This window comes from Serratia sp. (in: enterobacteria) (genome assembly GCF_051654945.1).
Taxonomy (GTDB): domain Bacteria; phylum Pseudomonadota; class Gammaproteobacteria; order Enterobacterales; family Enterobacteriaceae; genus Chania.
Genome location: NZ_JBOFZA010000118.1, coordinates 275,912 through 294,059 on the forward strand (window position 1 = coordinate 275,912; position 18,148 = coordinate 294,059).

Annotated in this window: 14 protein-coding genes; 8 read left to right on the top strand and 6 right to left on the bottom strand. The window is 57.0% G+C overall.

The window, feature by feature from the left end:
* Positions 1 to 131: 131 nt before the first annotated feature.
* Genes fepD through ACRDCA_RS26665 form a run of 3 tightly spaced genes read left to right on the top strand, consistent with a single transcriptional unit; the run spans position 132 to position 3,032 of the window.
* A complete protein-coding gene (fepD, locus tag ACRDCA_RS26655) occupies positions 132 to 1,205 on the top strand; it encodes a Fe(3+)-siderophore ABC transporter permease (RefSeq protein WP_438692197.1) in 1,074 nt (357 codons plus the stop codon).
* 1 nt (position 1,206) lies between these two features.
* Positions 1,207 to 2,232, top strand: coding sequence for an iron-enterobactin ABC transporter permease (fepG, locus tag ACRDCA_RS26660; protein ID WP_438692198.1), 1,026 nt, complete (start codon positions 1,207 to 1,209; stop codon positions 2,230 to 2,232).
* Positions 2,229 to 3,032, top strand: a complete 804-nt coding sequence (locus ACRDCA_RS26665) for an ATP-binding cassette domain-containing protein (RefSeq protein ID WP_438692199.1) — start codon at positions 2,229 to 2,231, stop codon at positions 3,030 to 3,032. The genes fepG and ACRDCA_RS26665 overlap by 4 nt, the downstream gene beginning before the upstream one ends.
* A gap of 29 nt (positions 3,033 to 3,061) precedes the next feature.
* On the opposite strand, the gene ACRDCA_RS26670 is transcribed toward ACRDCA_RS26665, so the two are convergent.
* From ACRDCA_RS26670 to fes, 3 genes are read right to left on the bottom strand one after another with little or no spacing between them, the layout of a single operon-like run.
* Complete coding sequence (locus tag ACRDCA_RS26670; protein ID WP_438692200.1) at positions 3,062 to 7,012, bottom strand: enterobactin synthase subunit F; 3,951 nt, start codon at positions 7,010 to 7,012, stop codon at positions 3,062 to 3,064.
* Between the two features lie 41 nt (positions 7,013 to 7,053).
* On the bottom strand, positions 7,054 to 7,260 hold the full coding sequence (locus ACRDCA_RS26675; RefSeq protein ID WP_438692201.1) for an MbtH family protein: 207 nt from the start codon (positions 7,258 to 7,260) through the stop codon (positions 7,054 to 7,056).
* Positions 7,261 to 7,270: 10 nt separating this feature from the next.
* Positions 7,271 to 8,623 (bottom strand): enterochelin esterase, encoded by a 1,353-nt coding sequence (fes, locus tag ACRDCA_RS26680; protein ID WP_438692202.1) that lies wholly within the window; start codon positions 8,621 to 8,623, stop codon positions 7,271 to 7,273.
* A gap of 304 nt (positions 8,624 to 8,927) precedes the next feature.
* Between fes and ACRDCA_RS26685 the strand changes: the two genes are divergently transcribed.
* The 3 genes from ACRDCA_RS26685 to ACRDCA_RS26695 all read left to right on the top strand — a co-directional run bounded on the left by ACRDCA_RS26685 (position 8,928) and on the right by ACRDCA_RS26695 (position 12,410).
* The gene (locus tag ACRDCA_RS26685; RefSeq protein ID WP_438692203.1) at positions 8,928 to 11,225 is read left to right on the top strand and encodes a TonB-dependent siderophore receptor; all 2,298 of its coding nucleotides are present in this window, start codon (positions 8,928 to 8,930) and stop codon (positions 11,223 to 11,225) included.
* A gap of 135 nt (positions 11,226 to 11,360) precedes the next feature.
* Positions 11,361 to 11,903, top strand: coding sequence for a nucleotidyltransferase family protein (locus ACRDCA_RS26690; RefSeq protein WP_438692204.1), 543 nt, complete (start codon positions 11,361 to 11,363; stop codon positions 11,901 to 11,903).
* 57 nt (positions 11,904 to 11,960) lie between these two features.
* Positions 11,961 to 12,410, top strand: coding sequence for a FlxA-like family protein (locus ACRDCA_RS26695; protein ID WP_438692205.1), 450 nt, complete (start codon positions 11,961 to 11,963; stop codon positions 12,408 to 12,410).
* A gap of 38 nt (positions 12,411 to 12,448) precedes the next feature.
* Here the strand turns inward: ACRDCA_RS26695 and ACRDCA_RS26700 are convergent, their stop codons facing one another.
* From ACRDCA_RS26700 to zipA, 3 genes are all read right to left on the bottom strand, one after another.
* Positions 12,449 to 12,664, bottom strand: a complete 216-nt coding sequence (locus ACRDCA_RS26700) for a DUF3820 family protein (RefSeq protein WP_438692206.1) — start codon at positions 12,662 to 12,664, stop codon at positions 12,449 to 12,451.
* Complete coding sequence (gene ligA / locus ACRDCA_RS26705; protein WP_438692207.1) at positions 12,664 to 14,685, bottom strand: NAD-dependent DNA ligase LigA; 2,022 nt, start codon at positions 14,683 to 14,685, stop codon at positions 12,664 to 12,666. The genes ACRDCA_RS26700 and ligA overlap by 1 nt, the downstream gene beginning before the upstream one ends.
* Positions 14,686 to 14,762: 77 nt before the next feature.
* The gene (zipA, locus tag ACRDCA_RS26710; protein ID WP_438692208.1) at positions 14,763 to 15,713 is read right to left on the bottom strand and encodes a cell division protein ZipA; all 951 of its coding nucleotides are present in this window, start codon (positions 15,711 to 15,713) and stop codon (positions 14,763 to 14,765) included.
* 222 nt (positions 15,714 to 15,935) lie between these two features.
* Between zipA and cysZ the strand changes: the two genes are divergently transcribed.
* Positions 15,936 to 16,697, top strand: a complete 762-nt coding sequence (gene cysZ / locus ACRDCA_RS26715; protein ID WP_438692209.1) for a sulfate transporter CysZ — start codon at positions 15,936 to 15,938, stop codon at positions 16,695 to 16,697.
* 205 nt (positions 16,698 to 16,902) lie between these two features.
* Positions 16,903 to 17,871 (top strand): cysteine synthase A, encoded by a 969-nt coding sequence (gene cysK, locus ACRDCA_RS26720; protein ID WP_438692210.1) that lies wholly within the window; start codon positions 16,903 to 16,905, stop codon positions 17,869 to 17,871.
* Positions 17,872 to 18,148: the final 277 nt, after the last annotated feature.

The window sequence follows — 18,148 nt, forward strand, 5'->3', positions numbered from 1 at the left end:
TCTTCCACAAACAACGGCTTGATATTCGGGAAGTACAGCGCTAGTGCTGGTCAGGCTGCCATGCTACCATAGATAAATACAATCAATAATGATAATAGATATCATTTATGTTCAGTTGAAAACGGACTGTCATGTTTCGGCCTACACCTAATTGTTCTTCTCCACTCCCCGATCACAGGGGCAAGCTGTTTCTGGGTTTATCCCGCTCCTTCTGGCAGCGCCTGTTTGGCCTGCTGTGCGCTTTTGCCGTGCTGTTGGTAATGATGATGCTCAGCCTGTCGCTAGGGGCTAAATCCATTCCTTTCGCCAACGTGATGGCCGCACTGAGTGGCCAATGCAGTGGCGCTGACTGCGTGATCATTACCGAAGCCCGCCTGCCACGTACGCTGATCGGCGTCTTGGCCGGCATCGCACTAGGGCTGGCTGGCGCGCTGATGCAAACCCTCACCCGCAACCCGCTGGCGGACCCTGGCATTTTAGGGGTTAACTCCGGTGCCGGTTTCGCCGTGGTGTTGGGCATCACCTTCTTTGGCGCGGCCACCGTCAGCCAGTATCTGTGGTTTGCCTTTGCCGGTGCGCTGTTTGCCTCACTCTTGGTGGCGCTGGTGGGGGCATTGGGTGGCAGCCGCGTTAATCCTGTCCGCCTGACGCTGGCCGGGGTGGCACTGGCGGCCGTGCTGGAAGGGATGAGCACCGGCATTGCCCTGCTCAACCCTTTGGTGTTCGATCAACTGCGTTTCTGGCAGGCTGGCTCACTCGATATTCAGAGTATGGCCGTGGTGCGCACCGTGGCATGGCCCATCCTGCTCGGCACCCTGATCACCCTGTGGCTGAGCAAAGCGCTGAACAGTTTGAGCATGGGGAGTGAGCTTGCAGCGGCGCTCGGCACCGGGATTATCCGCACCCAGTTGCTCGGCCTGTTAGCGATTACGCTGCTGTGTGGCGGCGCTACCGCCGCCGTTGGCCCAATCGCCTTTGTCGGGCTGATGATGCCCCATATTGCCCGCCGCCTGGCGGGTTCCGAATTAAGCTGGATGCTGCCCTGGACGCTGGTTTTGACTCCGATCCTGATGCTGAGTGCCGATTTACTGGGGCGTTTTCTGGTGGCTGGCGAACTGCGAGTCTCCATCGTACTGTCCCTGATCGGCGCGCCGATGTTGATTATGCTGGTACGCCAGCGCCGTATGTTCCGGCGGGGGGGATAAGATGAGCCTGTTGGTTTCCCGCCAGATCCTCAACAAAAAACCACTGCGGCTGGCTCGTCCGTTGGCAACTGCCCTGCTGTTGTTATTCGCCTGCCTGGCGCTGGCGGTCTATGCCCTCGGTTCTGGTACCTTGCAACTCAGCGCTGCACAGGTGATAGATGCGCTGCGCGGCGAAGGCCCAGCCAACTTTGCGGTGATCGTCACCCAGTGGCGTTTACCTCGCGTCGCCATGGCCTTGCTGCTAGGTGCGGCGCTTGGCCTCAGCGGTGCGATTTTCCAGTCACTACTGCGTAACCCACTCGGCAGCCCAGACGTGATCGGCTTCAATACCGGTGCCTATAGTGGCGTGCTGGTCGCCATTGTGCTGTTTAACGGCGGGGTTATCGGCATAACCTCTGGAGCGTTGGCCGGTGGCCTGTTAACCGCCGGGGTGGTTTATCTGCTGGCCTGGAGTCATGGGGTCGAAACCTTCCGCCTGATCATTGTCGGGATTGCCGTTCGCGCCTTGTTGATGGCGGTCAATACCTGGATGATCGTCAGCGCCTCGCTGGAAGCGTCGATGGCCGCAGGATTGTGGAACGCCGGCTCCCTCAACGGTATCACCTGGGCAAAAAGCCTGCCGGTGCTGGCGGTGCTGCTGCTGGCGTTACTGCTATTGCTGACCTTGACGCGGCGTATGCGAATGCTGGAAATGGGTGATGATACCGCCTGCGCACTCGGCGTAGGTGTTGAACGTTCCCGTCTACTGCTGCTACTGACGGGCGTGGTGCTAACCGCTGCCGCCACCGCCGTGGCTGGCCCGATTTCCTTTATTGCCCTGGTTGCCCCGCAGATTGCCCGCCGCCTGTGCGCCAACCAGAACGTCCTGCTGCTCACCGCGCTGACCGGTGCCTTATTATTGCTGGCGGCCGATGTGGCAGCGCAGCGCCTGTTTATGCCTTATCAGTTGCCGGTCGGCGTGTTGACCGTCAGCATTGGTGGCATCTATCTGATTTGGTTATTAATCCGCGAGTCACGAAACAAATGAATGCTGAAACCTCGTTAACCGCACCGCTGCGTGCCGAAAACCTGACGCTGAGCTACGACAAGAAAATCGTCGCGCGCGATCTTTCAGTGTCGATTCCTCAGGGCGAACTGACGGTGATTATCGGGCCGAACGCCTGTGGTAAATCCACTCTGCTGCGCACCCTCAGCCGTTTGATGCAACCCCAGGCCGGTTCGGTGTGGCTGAATGGCCGACAAATCAGGGAATATCCCACCAAGGAGGTGGCGCGCCAGTTGGGCCTGTTACCACAAAGCTCGATAGCCCCAGGCGATATTACGGTGTTCGATCTGGTTGCCCGTGGCCGCTACCCTCATCAGAGTCTGTTCAGCCGCTGGCAGGAAGAAGATCAGCAAGCCGTGGAGCAGGCCATGCGCTCTACCGGCGTCGCCCAGTTGGCCGACCAAGCGGTCGATACCCTTTCCGGCGGGCAACGCCAGCGGGTGTGGATTGCAATGGTGTTGGCCCAGCAAACTCCGCTGCTGCTGTTGGATGAACCGACCACCTGGCTGGATATCACCCACCAAATCGATCTGCTGGAGCTGCTGCGCCAACTGAACCGGGAGAATAATTACACGCTGGTAGTGGTGCTGCACGATCTCAACCACGCCTGCCGCTATGCCACCCATCTGATCGCGATGCGTGACGGCAAAGTGGTGGCCGAGGGCGCGCCAAAAGATATTGTCACGCCGGAACTGATCGAAGAGGTTTACGGACTGAAGTGCGTGATCATCAACGATCCGGTTTCACATACGCCGCTGGTGGTACCGCTGGGGAAAGAGTAAATCGGCCTCCGCTAACGGAGGCCATGCCATTACAACGCCCGCAGTACCCGGTTCAACAGTGGACCGAGCACCTTGAACGACGCCGGTGAAACGATATCCACATGCGCACAGTCCAGTTCAAACACCTGCAACGCATCAACATACTCCGCCCAGGTCTGCTGCACGTCCATACCTGCCTGCAAGGTGCGCTTAGCGACAAACAGCGTCGCCTGCCCCTGGAATTGCGCCGTGTGGGTGCGTGACAGCAGCCTGACCGAATCCGCGTAGTTGGCTTCGATATTGTCAAACATCGCCACCCGCGTCTCGCCCAGTGCCGGATCGAGCGTATCTGCCGATACCGCCAGGAACTGCTCGCGCTCACGCTGCACCTCTTTGAGCACGTTGTCGTCCAGCATCACGTCCCAGTTCTGGGTTTCTGGCGGATAAGTATCCAGCAAGCCCAGGAAAGCGACCTCCTCACCCCGCGCCTGCAAGCGGGCCGCAATACCCTGAGCCAGCGTCCCTCCCAGCGAATAGCCGATAAAGTGATACGGGCCATGCGGCTGTACCTGCAATACCGTGGCCAGATGCGCGTCGCAGACCTGATCCATATCCTCACCCAACGCTAACGGGCCATCTGGCCGAGGGGACTGAATGCCCACCAGCGACCAATGCTGATCGATATATCGCGGCAGCACACTGAACTGCCATGAGAAACCAGAAGCCGGGTGCAGGCAGAACAACGTCGGGCCTTCGGTGACGCGCAGCGGTAACACGCTGTCGAAGCCACATTGGTCGGCCTCTTCCTGCGTGCGCTCTTCTGCCAGCAATTCAGCCAGTTGCTCCACTTTGGAAGCCACCATCACCTGCCCGACCGAGACCGCTTTACCCAGCTCGCACCGCAACTCCGCCGCCAGACGCATCGCCAGCAACGAATGCCCGCCCAAGGCAAAGAAGTCATCATCGGCAAACACCTGTTCGCGCTGAAGCAAACGGGCAAAAACGGCCGCGATCTCACTTTCCAGACCCGGCTCTGGCTCACGCCCGGACTTGCTTGCTCCGGTTTTTGGTTGAGGTAAGGCTTTGCGATCGAGTTTACCGTTAGCGCTCAGCGGCAATTCGGCCATTTCAACCAGCGCGATCGGCACCATATGCGGCGGCAAGCGATCGGCTAATGCGGCCCGCAAGGCTTCGCTGTCCAGTTGCACATCAGGCTGAGGAACCAGATAGCCCACCAATTGCCGAGCGTCTCCGCCCATCGCATCGACGACCGTGCCCTCCAGAACCAAGGCATGGGCCACCGCCTGACGCACGCCAGGTAGTGACAGCAAGGCGTGGTCGATCTCACTGAGTTCAATCCGTTGGCCGCGAATTTTCAGCTGATCGTCGCTACGCCCCAGATATTCTACCGCGCCGTCTGGTAGCCAGCGGGCAACATCACCGGTGCGATACATGCGGCCACCGTCACCCTGCGGATCGGCCACAAAACGGCTGGCGGTCAGATCCGGCCTGGCCAGATAGCCATGCGCCAGCTGTACACCGGTCAGATAAAGATCGCCCGCAACTCCCGGCGGCACGGGCCGTAGGCGTGCATCCAGAATACGTAAACCGGTATTCCACACCGGTAAACCGATAGGAACGTTGGCGCCCGTGACTGCGGCAAGGGCATCACCAAAGGCTGGATGCCAGGTCACATCCACTGCCGCCTCGGTCGGGCCATACAGATTATGCAATGGAACCTGAGTGCGGCTCTGCCACAGGCGGCACAGCTCTGCCGGTAACGCTTCACCGCTACAGAACACCTGACGCAATGGTTGGCAATGGGCGATGGCGGTTGCGCTATCCAGTGCGCCGACGAAAGCCGCCAACATCGAGGGAACAAAGTGCATGGTCGTAACTTTATGCCGATCGATTAGCGTTTGCAGCTGCTGAGGATCGCGATGCGCCTCCGGTGGAGCCATCACTAACTGTGCGCCCACCATCAACGGCCAGAAGAATTCCCACACCGAAACGTCAAAGCTGCACGGCGTTTTTTGCAGCACCACATCATCTGCCGCCAGCGGGTACTGATGCTGCATCCACTGTAAACGGTTAACGATGGCCTGATGGCCAACCAGCACGCCTTTTGGCCGCCCGGTCGAACCGGAAGTAAAGATGATATAGGCCGGATGATGCGGCGTTGGGCCTTGAATAGCGCCCGATGCAGTTGCATCGGCGACCAACGGCGCATCGTATAACAGCACTTCGCCCTGCCCCACAAAGCGTGCTTGTTGTGAAGCGTCGGTGATGATCAAGCGTGGTGCCGCGTCCTCCAGCATCATGCTGAGGCGTTCATCTGGATAGCCGGTATCCAATGGCAAATAGGCGGCCCCCGCCTCAACAATCGCCATCAACGCCAGCGACAGAAAGACCGAGCGCGGCAATGCCACCGCCACGATGTCGCCCGGTTGCACCCCCTGCGCCACCAAACGCTGGGCGAGCGCGATCGTCTGTTCGCGAGTTTCGCGATAGTTGAACCGATAGTGTTCATCCGCCAGCGCCGGGGCATGTGGAGTTTTATCTGCTTGCTCGGCTAACAGACCGCTAAGGGTCTGCGCTGGCACCGGGTACGCAGTGTCGCTTACCTTGGCCAACAGAGCGTGATCTTTTTCACTCAGCAAATCGGCTTCGCTCACCGGCAATGCCGCTTGGGCCGCAAACTGCCGTAGCAACAGCGGTAAACGCTGTAAGTGTTCCGTCAGTTCGGCCAGTTGATAACGCTCGGCATTGGCTAACAGCTCAATCTTCAGCGTACCGGCCTCGTCGATAAACAAGGCGATTTCCAGATCGCGCACCGGGCCTGAAGCCAGATCGTGAGTGATCCCCTCGATGCCGGCAAAATCGAGCTGGTAATCGAACATTTTAAAGTTGAAAACGGTGCCATACAGCGGTTGGCTATCGCCAATCCGCCCCAGATCGCGCTGTACCTGCTCGGCATCATAGCGCTGATGGCGACGGGCAAACTTCAATTCCCGGCTGATTTGCGCGGCGATATCAGCCAACGTTGCCTGCGGCGCAACGTGCATCTCCACCGGCAGCACGTTAATGACCGGCCCGGTGGCACAAAGAGCGGCCGACCCCATGCGGCGCATAAAGATAAACCCGGCGCTGTAGCGGGTTTGGCCCGTCAGGCGAGCGACCCACACGGCCACCAGCGCCATTGCCATATCGGCAGCGCTGAGTTGTTGTTGCTGGCCTGCGCTGACTAGCGGCGCAAAATCCTGCGCGGCACAGAACTGCGCCAAGCGGTGAATACGCGTAGAGGGTGCCTGCCCGGCCAACGGCTGCGGGCACAGGGTGGCAGGCGTAGGCAACTGCCGTGCTTTGTTTAACCAAAACTCGGCGTCACGCTGGTAGCCCGGGGACTGCTGGTACTGTTGATATTCCGCGACCACGTCGCTGAACGGCGTAAACGGTGTAGGTTCCGGCTGCTGGTGTTGGCAAAGGCGGGTGTAGATATTGGCGATACGGCGAGCGATGGCGGTAAAGCTAAAGCCATCAACCACCAAATGGTGGTAACGCTGATACCAGAACCAGCGATCGTCGGCCAGACGCATCAAGATATGGCGATAGAGCGGCTTGCCGCTGCTCACACGTAATTCGGCACCCAGATCGATCTGCATCAGCGCATGTGCCGCCGCTTCAGTATCCGCTGAGTCGCTTAAATCAACCCATTCCGCCGCCGCAAGCGGCATTGTGGCGTCGTAATACTGCATCGGCACGCCATCACGCTCAATGAAACGCAACCGTAAGGTGTCCACTTCGGCCAAGCCTACAGCGATCGCCTGTAACAGGACGTCTTTCTCCAGCGGGCCGTTCAGTTCGATATAATGGGCGACCGCATAGGCATTACCGTACGGCGAAATTTGATCGGCAACCCAAATACCGGGCTGCGCCGCCACCAATGGCAACTCAACGGTAGCAACCTGTTGCCCGGTGGATAAAATAGAGGTTTCTGACACGACGTTTGCTCCAGTTGTCGATATTTGCTTCGGCGATCCCATCAAGCCTGAGGCTGTACTGCGGGCCGCATATCCTGCCAATGTTGCTCCAGCCATTGGATACAGTGCTCACGGGAGTCTGGGCCGAAGACGCTGACCCAGCCTGTCGGGATGGCGCTGAAATCCGGCCACAGGCTGTAAAGCCGCTGGTCATTACGCAGGACATAGCAAATTTGCTGCTCATCATCGAACGGGTTCAAGGTTTCCATTACTTGCTCCTTAAGCGTGAAGAGGGTCGGCCGAGGGGTTAAGTTCAGCAAGGCGGTTGGCCTTATCCGCCCAGTGCGCCAGCAAGCCATCCATCAGGCCGCCGCGCCAGCACAAGGCATCATGCCCTCCCTCTACCAGCCGATATTGCACCTGATGTCCGGTGGCGCTTAACAAGGCCGCCATCTGGTCGTTAACCCGGTGGACCAGTTTTTCATGCGCTCCGGCTTCTAAAAATACCTTCAGCTTGCCACGAGCACCCAATTGCCGTTCTTCTACCTGGCGGATCAGCCAGCAGGCATCCTCAGGCACGCTCGGCAATTGCAACATATCGCGGCGAGGCCACCAGAAAGAGCCCGATTGGCTGATGGTGGCACCAAAATATTCCGGCCAACGCAGGCCCGCGTAGAGCGAGCCCAGGCCACCAAAACTTTGCCCGGCGACCACGGTGCTGGCAGCCGCACGGCTGTGCGGTGCCCAGTCGGCCAGTTGCGGTAACAGCTCTTCCTGCAATGCCAGCCAGAATTCGTCGTTACAGGTCAGTTCCCGCGCACGGTGTTGCTGGTCGATCACATCGATCAGCAGGTAGACCGCTTCTGGCAATTGGCCAGCACGTGTCAGCTGCATCAGTGGATCCCAAACCGGCATCTGCTGTGCCCAGAATTGGCCATCGAGCAAAATAGCCAATGGCCGCTCCGCCGGATGACTTTCACCGGTGGTGTAAACCCAGACGTGGCGGGAAGTGCCCAATCGTTGGCTATGCCAGGTGTGCCGTTGCAGTTTGGCAGGGGGAGCAGGCGTGCAGCGCCCGCTGGTCACTGCATAGTTGTCGAAATCTTGCCAGGCTGGCTGCTGGGGAGCCTGCGGCATATGCAGGCCAGAGAGATAATGCCCCCCCACGCCGGGCCAGGCGCGGTAAGGATTAAGCAGATCGTGAGTTGCGCTGGCAAACACCTGTTGCCACCAATGGCGGGTGGAATGCATGTTGGCATGGGTATTGCCCCCCTGCGGTTCGAACGGACGATCCACCATGCTGGGGATAAAACAGTAGCTGCCGCGCCAGTCGCCTTGCAGCTCGGTTTGCCAATACCAGACATCCGATCCGGTTAACCGCTGCAAACTCTGCGGGGGTGACGATTGATGATGATCGGTGAGGCAGTTGATATGGATCCAGACACGCCGATAAGCCGAGGTCAATTCGCCTCCCTGAGGGTCGCGCCATAAGAACGTCACCTTCCATCTGCCATTATCCAGCGGCTCCACCAAAGGGGTGCCACGCCGAGCGATGTCCAGCCACCAACCGTGGCTCCCTGCATGCTTGCTCGCCAATAACGTACTGCTTGCTGGTTGTTGTTCAGTTTTCAAAACGCCCACTCATTGTGTTGTTGGCAAGGCACGCCGTGCGACTCACCGGTTCCCAAATGCCAAACGGCACAAGGAATACTATTGATAATTATTTGCATTTGCAATAGTGTATACAGGCTCTGAATAGAGCCGGCATTCTTCAACAGGGATGGGTGCCGCATTATTGAACAGCGTCTTGTGGTCAGCCTGCCTGGCTCATAGGCTCCGTTGCAATTTTCGACTACACAATAAAACTACAACAAACCGTTCTGTACCGGCTTTCACACAGCACCGCGTAAGGAAGGTTGTTAGGTAGGAACCTAAAATGAATCGGAAAATATCTCGTTATTCTTTAGCCACACTCATCGGGTTAGGATTGGGCACGTCTGCATTTTCCGTTACGGTCAATGCCGAGCAAACGGCCACCGCCTCAGACAGCGCCGCGCTGCCTGAGAAAAGTAAACAAGAAGCCGCCGCTGAAGATGTCATTGTAGTCACCGCTGCCAAACAAAACCTTCAGGCTCCCGGCGTTTCCACCATCACCGCCGAAGAAATCAAACGACGCCCTCCCGCTCGTGATATCAATGAGTTGATCCGCACCATGCCGGGGGTAAACCTGACCGGTAACTCCACCAGCGGCCAGCGCGGCAACAACCGCCAGATCGATATCCGCGGTATGGGGCCAGAAAATACCTTGATCCTGATCGACGGCAAACCAGCCAGCAGCCGCAACTCGGTGCGCCAGGGTTGGCGTGGCGAACGTGATACCCGTGGCGATACTGCCTGGGTACCACCGGATATGATCGAGCGTATCGAAGTGCTGCGCGGCCCCGCGGCTGCCCGCTATGGTAACGGCGCAGCAGGCGGCGTAGTCAACATCATTACCAAGAAGACCACCCAGGAACTGCACGGCACCCTGAACGGTTATTTCAACGTGCCGCAGCACAAAGATGAAGGCTCGACCAAGCGCACCGATTTCAGCCTCTCTGGCCCGTTAAGCGATCAGTTGAGCTTCCGCCTGTTCGGTGGCTATAGCAAAACGCAGGCCGACGCCTGGGATATTAACCAGGGTCATCAGTCCGAGCGTACTGGCACCTATGCCAATACCCTGCCAGCAGGTCGTGAAGGGGTTGTCGACAAGAATATCGACGCCCTGTTGCACTGGGAATTTGCCCATCTGCAATCGTTGGAATTCCAATATGCCTATGGCCGTCAGGGCAACCTGTACGCCGGGGATACGCAAAACACCAATACCAATGCGTTGGTACAAAGTAATTACGGTAAAGAGACCAACCGTATGTACCGCGAAACCTATGCGGTCAATTATCGTGGTGCATGGGACAGCGGCGTAAGCACCACCAACTACATCCAGTTTGAGCGTACCCGCAATACCCGTTTAGCCGAAGGCCTGGCCGGGGGTACCGAAGGGATCTTCTCCAGCGACAGCTACAACACCACCCGCCTGGACGATTTCCTGGCGCACAGTGAAGTCAGCATTCCGTTCGATATGTGGGTGCCACAAACCGCAACGCTGGGTACCGAGTGGAACCAGCAGAAGATGAAGGATCCCTCTTCAACCACCCAGTCGTTGACCGGCACCAATACCGGTGGCGCCATTCCTGGTACCGATAGCACCAACCGCAGTCCGTATTCCTCCGCAGATATCTTCTCGCTGTTTGCCGAAGACAATATCGAGCTGACCGATACCACGATGCTGACTCCAGGCATGCGCTATGATCACCACTCCGAAGCCGGTAACAACTGGAGCCCAGCGCTTAACCTGTCACAGGAATTGGGCGATCTGTTTACCTTGAAAATGGGCATCGCTCGTGCCTACAAGGCACCCAACCTGTTCCAGAGCAACGGCAATTACATTCTCTACAGTAAAGGCCAAGGCTGTGCCGCCAGCGCGACGGGCACGGGATGCTATCTGGTGGGTAACGACGATCTGAAGGCCGAGAACAGCATCAACAAAGAGATCGGGCTGGAATTCCACTATGAAGGTTGGCTGGCCGGTATTACCTACTTCCGTAACGATTATCGTAACAAGATCGAGGCTGGCTACTCGCCAACGGCTTCTACCGCCAGCAAAACCGATATCTATCGCTGGGAGAACGTGCCTAAAGCGGTGATCCAGGGCCTGGAAGGGACGTTGAACGTGCCGGTTAGCGAAACGGTAGCCTGGAACAACAACGCCACCTACATGATTGAGAACGAGAATAAAACCACCGGTGATTACCTGTCGATTATTCCCAAGTTCACCATCAACTCAACCCTGAGCTGGCAGGCTACGCAGGATCTGTCGTTGCAAACCACCGCCACCTGGTACGGCCGTCAGAAGCCGAAGAAGTACAACTACCGTGGGGAACCAACCACTGGCCCGGAAACCCGTGAGGTTAGCCCTTACGCGATCTTTGGCCTGAGCGGCACCTATGCGTTGACTAAAAATATCAGCGTGACGACGGGGATCGACAACATGTTCGACAAACGCCAGTTCCGTTCCGGTAACTCACAAAACGTCGGTAACCCGATCACCGGGGCCGTTAATATCTACGGCGCAGGGGCTGCAACCTATAACGAACCGGGCCGGACTTACTTTATGAGTCTGAACACCCAGTTCTGATGATGCTGTTTACCTGACCAAGTGGGGTTCGTCAGTCATCTCAGCGCGGCGCATTTGCCGCGCTTTTTTTTTGCCATTTTCGCTATCACGCTACCGCGGGTTTCGGGTTACAGTAGCGGCGACAAAGGAGAACCCATGGATCCACGGCAACAAATTATTGATTGGTTACGCCAAGACAGCGAACGTATGCAGGCATTGTGTGCCGCCCGGCGGCTTGGCCTGCACGACTGGTGCCTGGGGGCGGGTTTTGTACGTAATCTGGTGTGGGACCGGCTGCATGGCTTTACGACCAGCACGCCGCTCAACGATATCGATGTGATCCATTTCGATCCGCGCCATTATGACGCCGAGCGCGACCAGATGCTGGAGTCACGCCTGCTGGAATGGCTGCCACAGCCTTGGTCGGTAAAAAATCAGGCGCGTATGCACCTGCGCAGCAACCGTGCCCCCTATCGCAACAGCGAAGATGCCATCAGCTACTGGACGGAGATCGAAACTGCCGTGGGTGCCAGATTGCAGGCCGACGACAGCATCCAACTGGTCGCCCCTTTTGGCCTACAGGCGCTGTTCAACCATACCATCACCTTCAACCCCAAGAGCAACAACCTGGCCGCATTCGAACAGCGCGTAGCGGAAAAGCGCTGGCTTGAGCACTGGCCAAAGCTAAAGCAGGGCTAAAGGTAAAGTTTCACCCTCCTCTGCCGATACTTCCTGCAGGATACCTGGGAGAAATTTATGTCGGTTAATATTACGATGATTGTGCCTTTCAAGAACCCTATTGTCGGGGTCAGCGAAGTTTTCACCGCGACCGGCAAAGGTGGTGCAGCACTGATGGCGGCACCAGTTAACAATGCCCCAGAGGGGAGCAAGGCCAAGAAATCCGATAACGACGCACCGGTGGCCCCGAAAGATAGCAGCGCGGCCTCGCGTATTTCAGCGCTGTTTAAACAGATCCAGAATTTGCAGCAAAAGCTCGTCGAGCTGCAAAACTCGGATGGCGATGCGAAACAGATCGAACAGCAAAAACAGCTGATCATGAGCCAGATCCAAATGCTCCAGGCCGAGATCGCGCGCATCCAGAAACAAGAAATGGAAAAACAGCAGGAAGAACAGATGGCCAAGGCCATGCAAGGCGATGGCGTCAACCGCCCGACGGCCGCCAACGCCGTGGACGTTTATATCTAGACGATAAAGGGCGTAACATGACGTTACGCCCCCTCGATTCAGCTTTTCTTCAAGGGTTTGATCAGGTGATCCAGCCCTTCAATTTTAATCGCCAACGTCATTTCCATCAGCATCCCCAGCTTGCCATTGGGAAATTCGCCCTTGCGGGCAAACCACAGCAGATACTCTTCCGGCAGGTCGATTAACGCCCGGCCCTGGTATTTGCCAAAGGGCATGAGGGTATTGGCGATTTCAATCAGGTTTTCCTTTTCCATCAACCCCCCAGCAGGCGGATCATCTCCGCTTCGTCGATAACCTCGATCCCCAGTTCCTGCGCCTTGACCAGCTTGGAACCGGCAGCCTCACCGGCGATCACCAGATCGGTTTTCTTGGATACGCTGCCGCTGACCTTGGCCCCCAGTGCGGTCAGCCGATCTTTGGCTTCGTCGCGGGAAAGCTGGCTGAGAGAACCGGTCAGCACCACGGTTTTACCGGCAAACGGGCTGTCGATCTCTTCCGCCACCACCACTACCGGCGCAGGCCAGTTAATGCCGATTTCCGGGCTGGTCAGTTCGTTAATCACCTGTTGGTTATGCGCTTCAGCAAAGAAGTTCACCACGTGGCTAGCCACAACTCCGCCAACATCCGGCACCTGCTTTAATGCCTCCAGATCGGCCTCTCGCAGCTTCTCCAGCGAGCCAAAGTGCGCCGCCAGTCCGGCTGCTGTCGCCTCCCCCACCTCACGGATACCCAACGCATACAGGAAGCGCGCAAACGTGGTCTGTTTGGCGGTGTTTAACGCATTGACCAGATTCTGCGCCGATTTAGGCCCCATGCGATCCAACCCGGTGAGAATGCCAGCGGAAAGGCGGAACAGATCGGCCGGCGTTTTGACATATTCTTTATCGACCAGCTGTTCGATGATTTTATCGCCCATGCCGTCCACGTCCATCGCACGGCGGGAGACAAAGTGTTTCAACGCCTCTTTACGTTGGGCACCGCAGATCAGGCCACCGGTACAGCGTGCGATGGCTTCGCCCTCCACCCGCTCCACATCGGAACCACATACTGGGCAATGCAGCGGGAACACCACTTCACGCGCGTCCTGTGGACGGCGATCTTCGATCACCCCGACCACTTTCGGGATCACATCCCCGGCACGGCGCACGATCACCGTGTCGCCGATACGCAACCCAAGGCGATCTATTTCGTCGGCGTTATGCAGCGTAGCATTGCTGACAATCACCCCGGCCACCAACACCGGCTCCAGGCGTGCTACCGGCGTAATAGCCCCGGTACGGCCAACCTGGAATTCCACTTCCCGCACTACAGTGATTTGCTCCTGGGCCGGGAACTTGAATGCCGTGGCCCAGCGCGGTGCGCGAGCGACAAAACCCAGAGATTCTTGCAGATCGATATCGTCGATCTTCACCACCACGCCATCGATATCAAAACCAAGATTGATACGGTCTTGTTCTACCTGACGATAAAATGCCAGCACCTCATCGCTACCGGTACAAAGCTTGACGCGATCGCTCACCGGCAAGCCCCAGGCTTTAAACTGCATCAGGCGTTGCCAATGGCTGCGCGGCAGTTCGCCCCCTTCCAGCAGGCCAACGCCGTAGCAGAAGAAGGTCAGTGGCCGCTTGGCGGTGATACGCGGATCGAGCTGACGCAGCGAGCCCGCCGCCGCATTACGCGGGTTAGCGAAGATTTTGCCATCTTTGCGACGCGCCTCTTCATTCATCTGCTCAAAACCGGCGTGCGGCATAAACACTTCACCACGGACTTCTACACGACGCGGAATGTTGTCACCGGTCAGACGCAGCGGGATTGCGCGGATAGTGCGCACATTCGAGGTGATATTCTCACCGGTGGTACCATCGCCACGCGTGGCAGCACGCACCAGTTCTCCGTCTTCATACAGCAGACTGACGGCCAACCCATCCAACTTAAGCTCACAGCAGAAGGTCAGCGGCTCGCTGCTTTTCAGGCGATCCTGCACACGCTTGTAAAACGCCAGATAGCTCTCTTCATCAAATACGTTATCCAGCGACAGCATCGGCACTTCATGGCGCACCTGATCAAACGCCGCCAAGGGAGCAGCCCCGACACGCTGGGTGGGCGAATCGGCGGTGATCAGCTCAGGATGGGCCTCTTCCAGCTTGCGCAGTTCACCCATCAGGCGATCGTACTCCGCATCCGGGATTTCCGGCGCATCGAGCACGTGATACTGATATTCATGATGGCGCAATGCGCTGCGCAGTTGATTGATTGTTTCGTTAATCGAGGCCATGGCTCACCATCAAAGATAAAAAACCCCCGGCTGGCGGGGGTTCTGGATTACGGGTTATGCAGTGCGCAGGCAACCGGTCAGGCGTTGTTTTCCAACACTTCGCGGATGCGCGCTTTATAGGTTTCCAGCTTTTGCGGGGTCATCATACGGCGCTCATCATCCAGCACCACGCCACCCACATCGTCGGCAATTCGTTGCGCCGATTGCAGCATCAGCTTGAAGTTCTGATTGGCATCGCCGTAAGACGGTACCATCATAAACATCGATACGCCCGGCGTAGAGAAGTCTGACATCATTTCCGGATCGAATGACCCAGGCTTGACCATGTTGGCCAGGCTGAACAGCACCGGGCCACTGCCTGCCGGGCTGATATGGCGATGGAAGATCCCCATTTCACCAAATTGGAAGCCCGCCTGCAGCACGCTTTGCAGCAGCACTTCACCGCCGATCACGCCACCTTGATGAGCAGCAACGTGCAGCACCAATACGGTTTCCTGCAATTTTGCCGGTTTAAGCGGTTCCGGCGCAGGCTGCGGCTCACGCACGGGTTCTGCGTGATGGAAGGCAGGCTCTGGCGCTTGGGCAGCAGGCATATCGTCAACGCGCGGCTCACGACGCACAACAGGCTGCTGCGGCTCTTCGTCTTCGTCCTGGGCGTAGTTATCCAACAGGATGTCGTCGTAGTCCGGCCGCTGGGAAAGCGGCGCGGGCTGGGCTGGCCGAGACGCTGGCTGTGCTGCAGGAACGGGCCTTGGTGCAATCACCGGCTCTTCGCGTGCGACATCGATATGACCCATTGAAGGTTCATCCTCAGGCTCGGTACGAGTGGCACGGATACGCACCTCCCCCACGCCTTCGGCTGGTTCATCAACGGGAGTAGGTTCACGCTCGTTTTTCGAACGTTTAGCTGGGCGATCGCGAAAAAGGGACGAGCGTTCCTTACGGCTGGTCCAAAGACCATGTAATAACAACGCTATTATGGCGATCGCGCCAACAACGATTAATATCAGACGCAAATCCTGCATCATTGCTATCTCTGTTGTTCCAAGACATTGCCACCGCGGCAAACATTCACTCTTTAACTCTATTTGCCCGCAGGCACAAGTGCAAGTCCGTGCTGAACTTTATGCCAATAAAGATGATTATTCGGCATTTTTTTGCTGTTTTTTCAGCCAATATGGCTCTAGCCAGTGGAAAATCAACCCTATATGATAGCGTTGCCTGTTCAGCCAAAGAGAAAATCCTAAGATATGTCCCATGTTCCTCCCCCTATCGGCTCCACCAACGGCTTCCATTATTTTGCCCAAGGATGGCGCCTGATTTCGCGCCCGGGGATTAAACGCTATGTCGTTTTGCCCTTGCTGGTTAACGTGCTGCTGATGGGTTCTGCCTTCTGGTGGCTGTTCAGCCAACTGGGTGACTGGATCCCCAGCATGATGAGCCATGTACCAAGCTGGCTCCAGTGGCTAAGTTATTTACTCTGGCCGATAGCAGTCATTTCCGTGCTATTGGTGTTCAGCTATCTGTTCAGCACCATTACCAACCTGATCGCCGCGCCGTTCTGTGGGCTACTGGCAGAACAGCTCGAGGGCAGCCTGACCGGCAAGCCGCTGCCGGATACCGGTATGCTGGGCGTAGTCAAAGATCTGCCACGTATCATGTCCCGAGAATGGCGCAAGCTGATGTATTACCTGCCGCGCGCGCTGGGCCTGCTGCTGCTCTACTTCATACCGGGCGTCGGCCAAACGCTGGCACCGGTGCTGTGGTTCCTGTTCAGCGCCTGGATGTTGGCCATTCAATACTGCGATTATCCGTTTGATAACCACAAGGTCAGCTTTGCCGATATGCGTCTGGCATTGCGCCAGCACAAAACCGATAACCTGCAGTTTGGCGCCCTGGTCAGCCTGTTCACCATGATCCCGATCCTCAATCTGGTGATCCTGCCGGTCGCGGTATGCGGTGCCACGGCGATGTGGGTGGACCGTTATCGTTCACAATTTGTGCGCCACTAATGACCGGGCGCAGCATGCAGCGCCCCTACGTAGCCAGCTTCACGAGGTTTGTCAGTGGTCTCCAGGGCGCTTTGGCGCCCTTGTTATTGTGCTTAAAACTTATTCTCTAATAACATATCGATATACCAAATCTTTACTTCCCTGCCGAGACCGTTAGCGTATGCTTTCGATGTTCCCTACATTTCATACAGTTAAAGGACGGACCATGAGCAAGATTTACCAAGACAACTCATTAACAATCGGCCATACGCCGCTGGTTCGTCTGAACCGTATCGGCAACGGACGCATTCTCGCCAAGGTGGAGTCTCGCAACCCGAGCTTCAGCGTCAAGTGCCGCATCGGTGCCAATATGATTTGGGATGCCGAAAAACGTGGCATTCTGAGCGCCGGCAAAGAGCTGGTAGAGCCAACCAGCGGTAACACCGGTATCGCTCTGGCGTTTGTCGCCGCAGCGCGTGGCTACAAACTCACGCTGACCATGCCGGAAACCATGAGCATCGAACGTCGTAAACTGCTCAAGGCGCTGGGTGCCAATCTGGTGCTGACCGAAGGTGCCAAGGGGATGAAAGGCGCTATCGCCAAGGCCGAAGAGATTGTGGCTACCGATCCAAACCGCTACATCCTGCTGCAACAGTTCAGCAACCCGGCCAACCCGGAAATCCACGAGCAAACCACCGGCCCGGAAATCTGGGAAGATACCGATGGTGAAGTCGATGTATTTATCGCGGGCGTGGGTACCGGCGGTACGCTGACCGGCGTCAGCCGCTTTATCAAGAACACCAAGGGCAAGGCCATCACCAGCGTGGCGGTTGAACCGACCGACTCACCGGTCATCAGCCAGGCACTGGCAGGCCAGGAAATCAAACCAGGCCCGCACAAAATTCAGGGCATCGGTGCCGGCTTCATTCCAGGCAACCTGGATCTCAGTCTGGTTGACCGCGTTGCGCAGATCACCAACGATGAAGCCATCAGCATGGCACGCCGCCTGATGGAAGAAGAAGGCATCCTGGCCGGGATCTCTTCCGGTGCTGCCGTTGCGGCCGCCGTCAAACTTTCACAAGAAGCCGACTTTACCGACAAGACAATTGTGGTTATTCTGCCTTCTTCAGGTGAGCGCTACTTGAGCACCGCTTTGTTTGCCGATCTGTTCACCGAACAGGAACTGCAGCAATAGCGCAAACAGTGCACAAAAAGCTAAAAAAGCACCTATTCAGGTGCTTTTTTTGTGGACTGGATCAAAGTTTACACCACTCAATGATTGATTTTCGCCGCTGGCTTTAGTATTTAACCGGTCAATTATTTCGATGCGCAAAATTAATCACCTTCCTGCCATTGTTTGAGCTGAATCGATTTACTCATTTGTCGCTCAAGCGAAAAACACGGCATAATGGGAAGCTGATTGAAACTACGCCAGATGCTCGGATTTTTTGATCTGAAATGCTTAAAGCGTC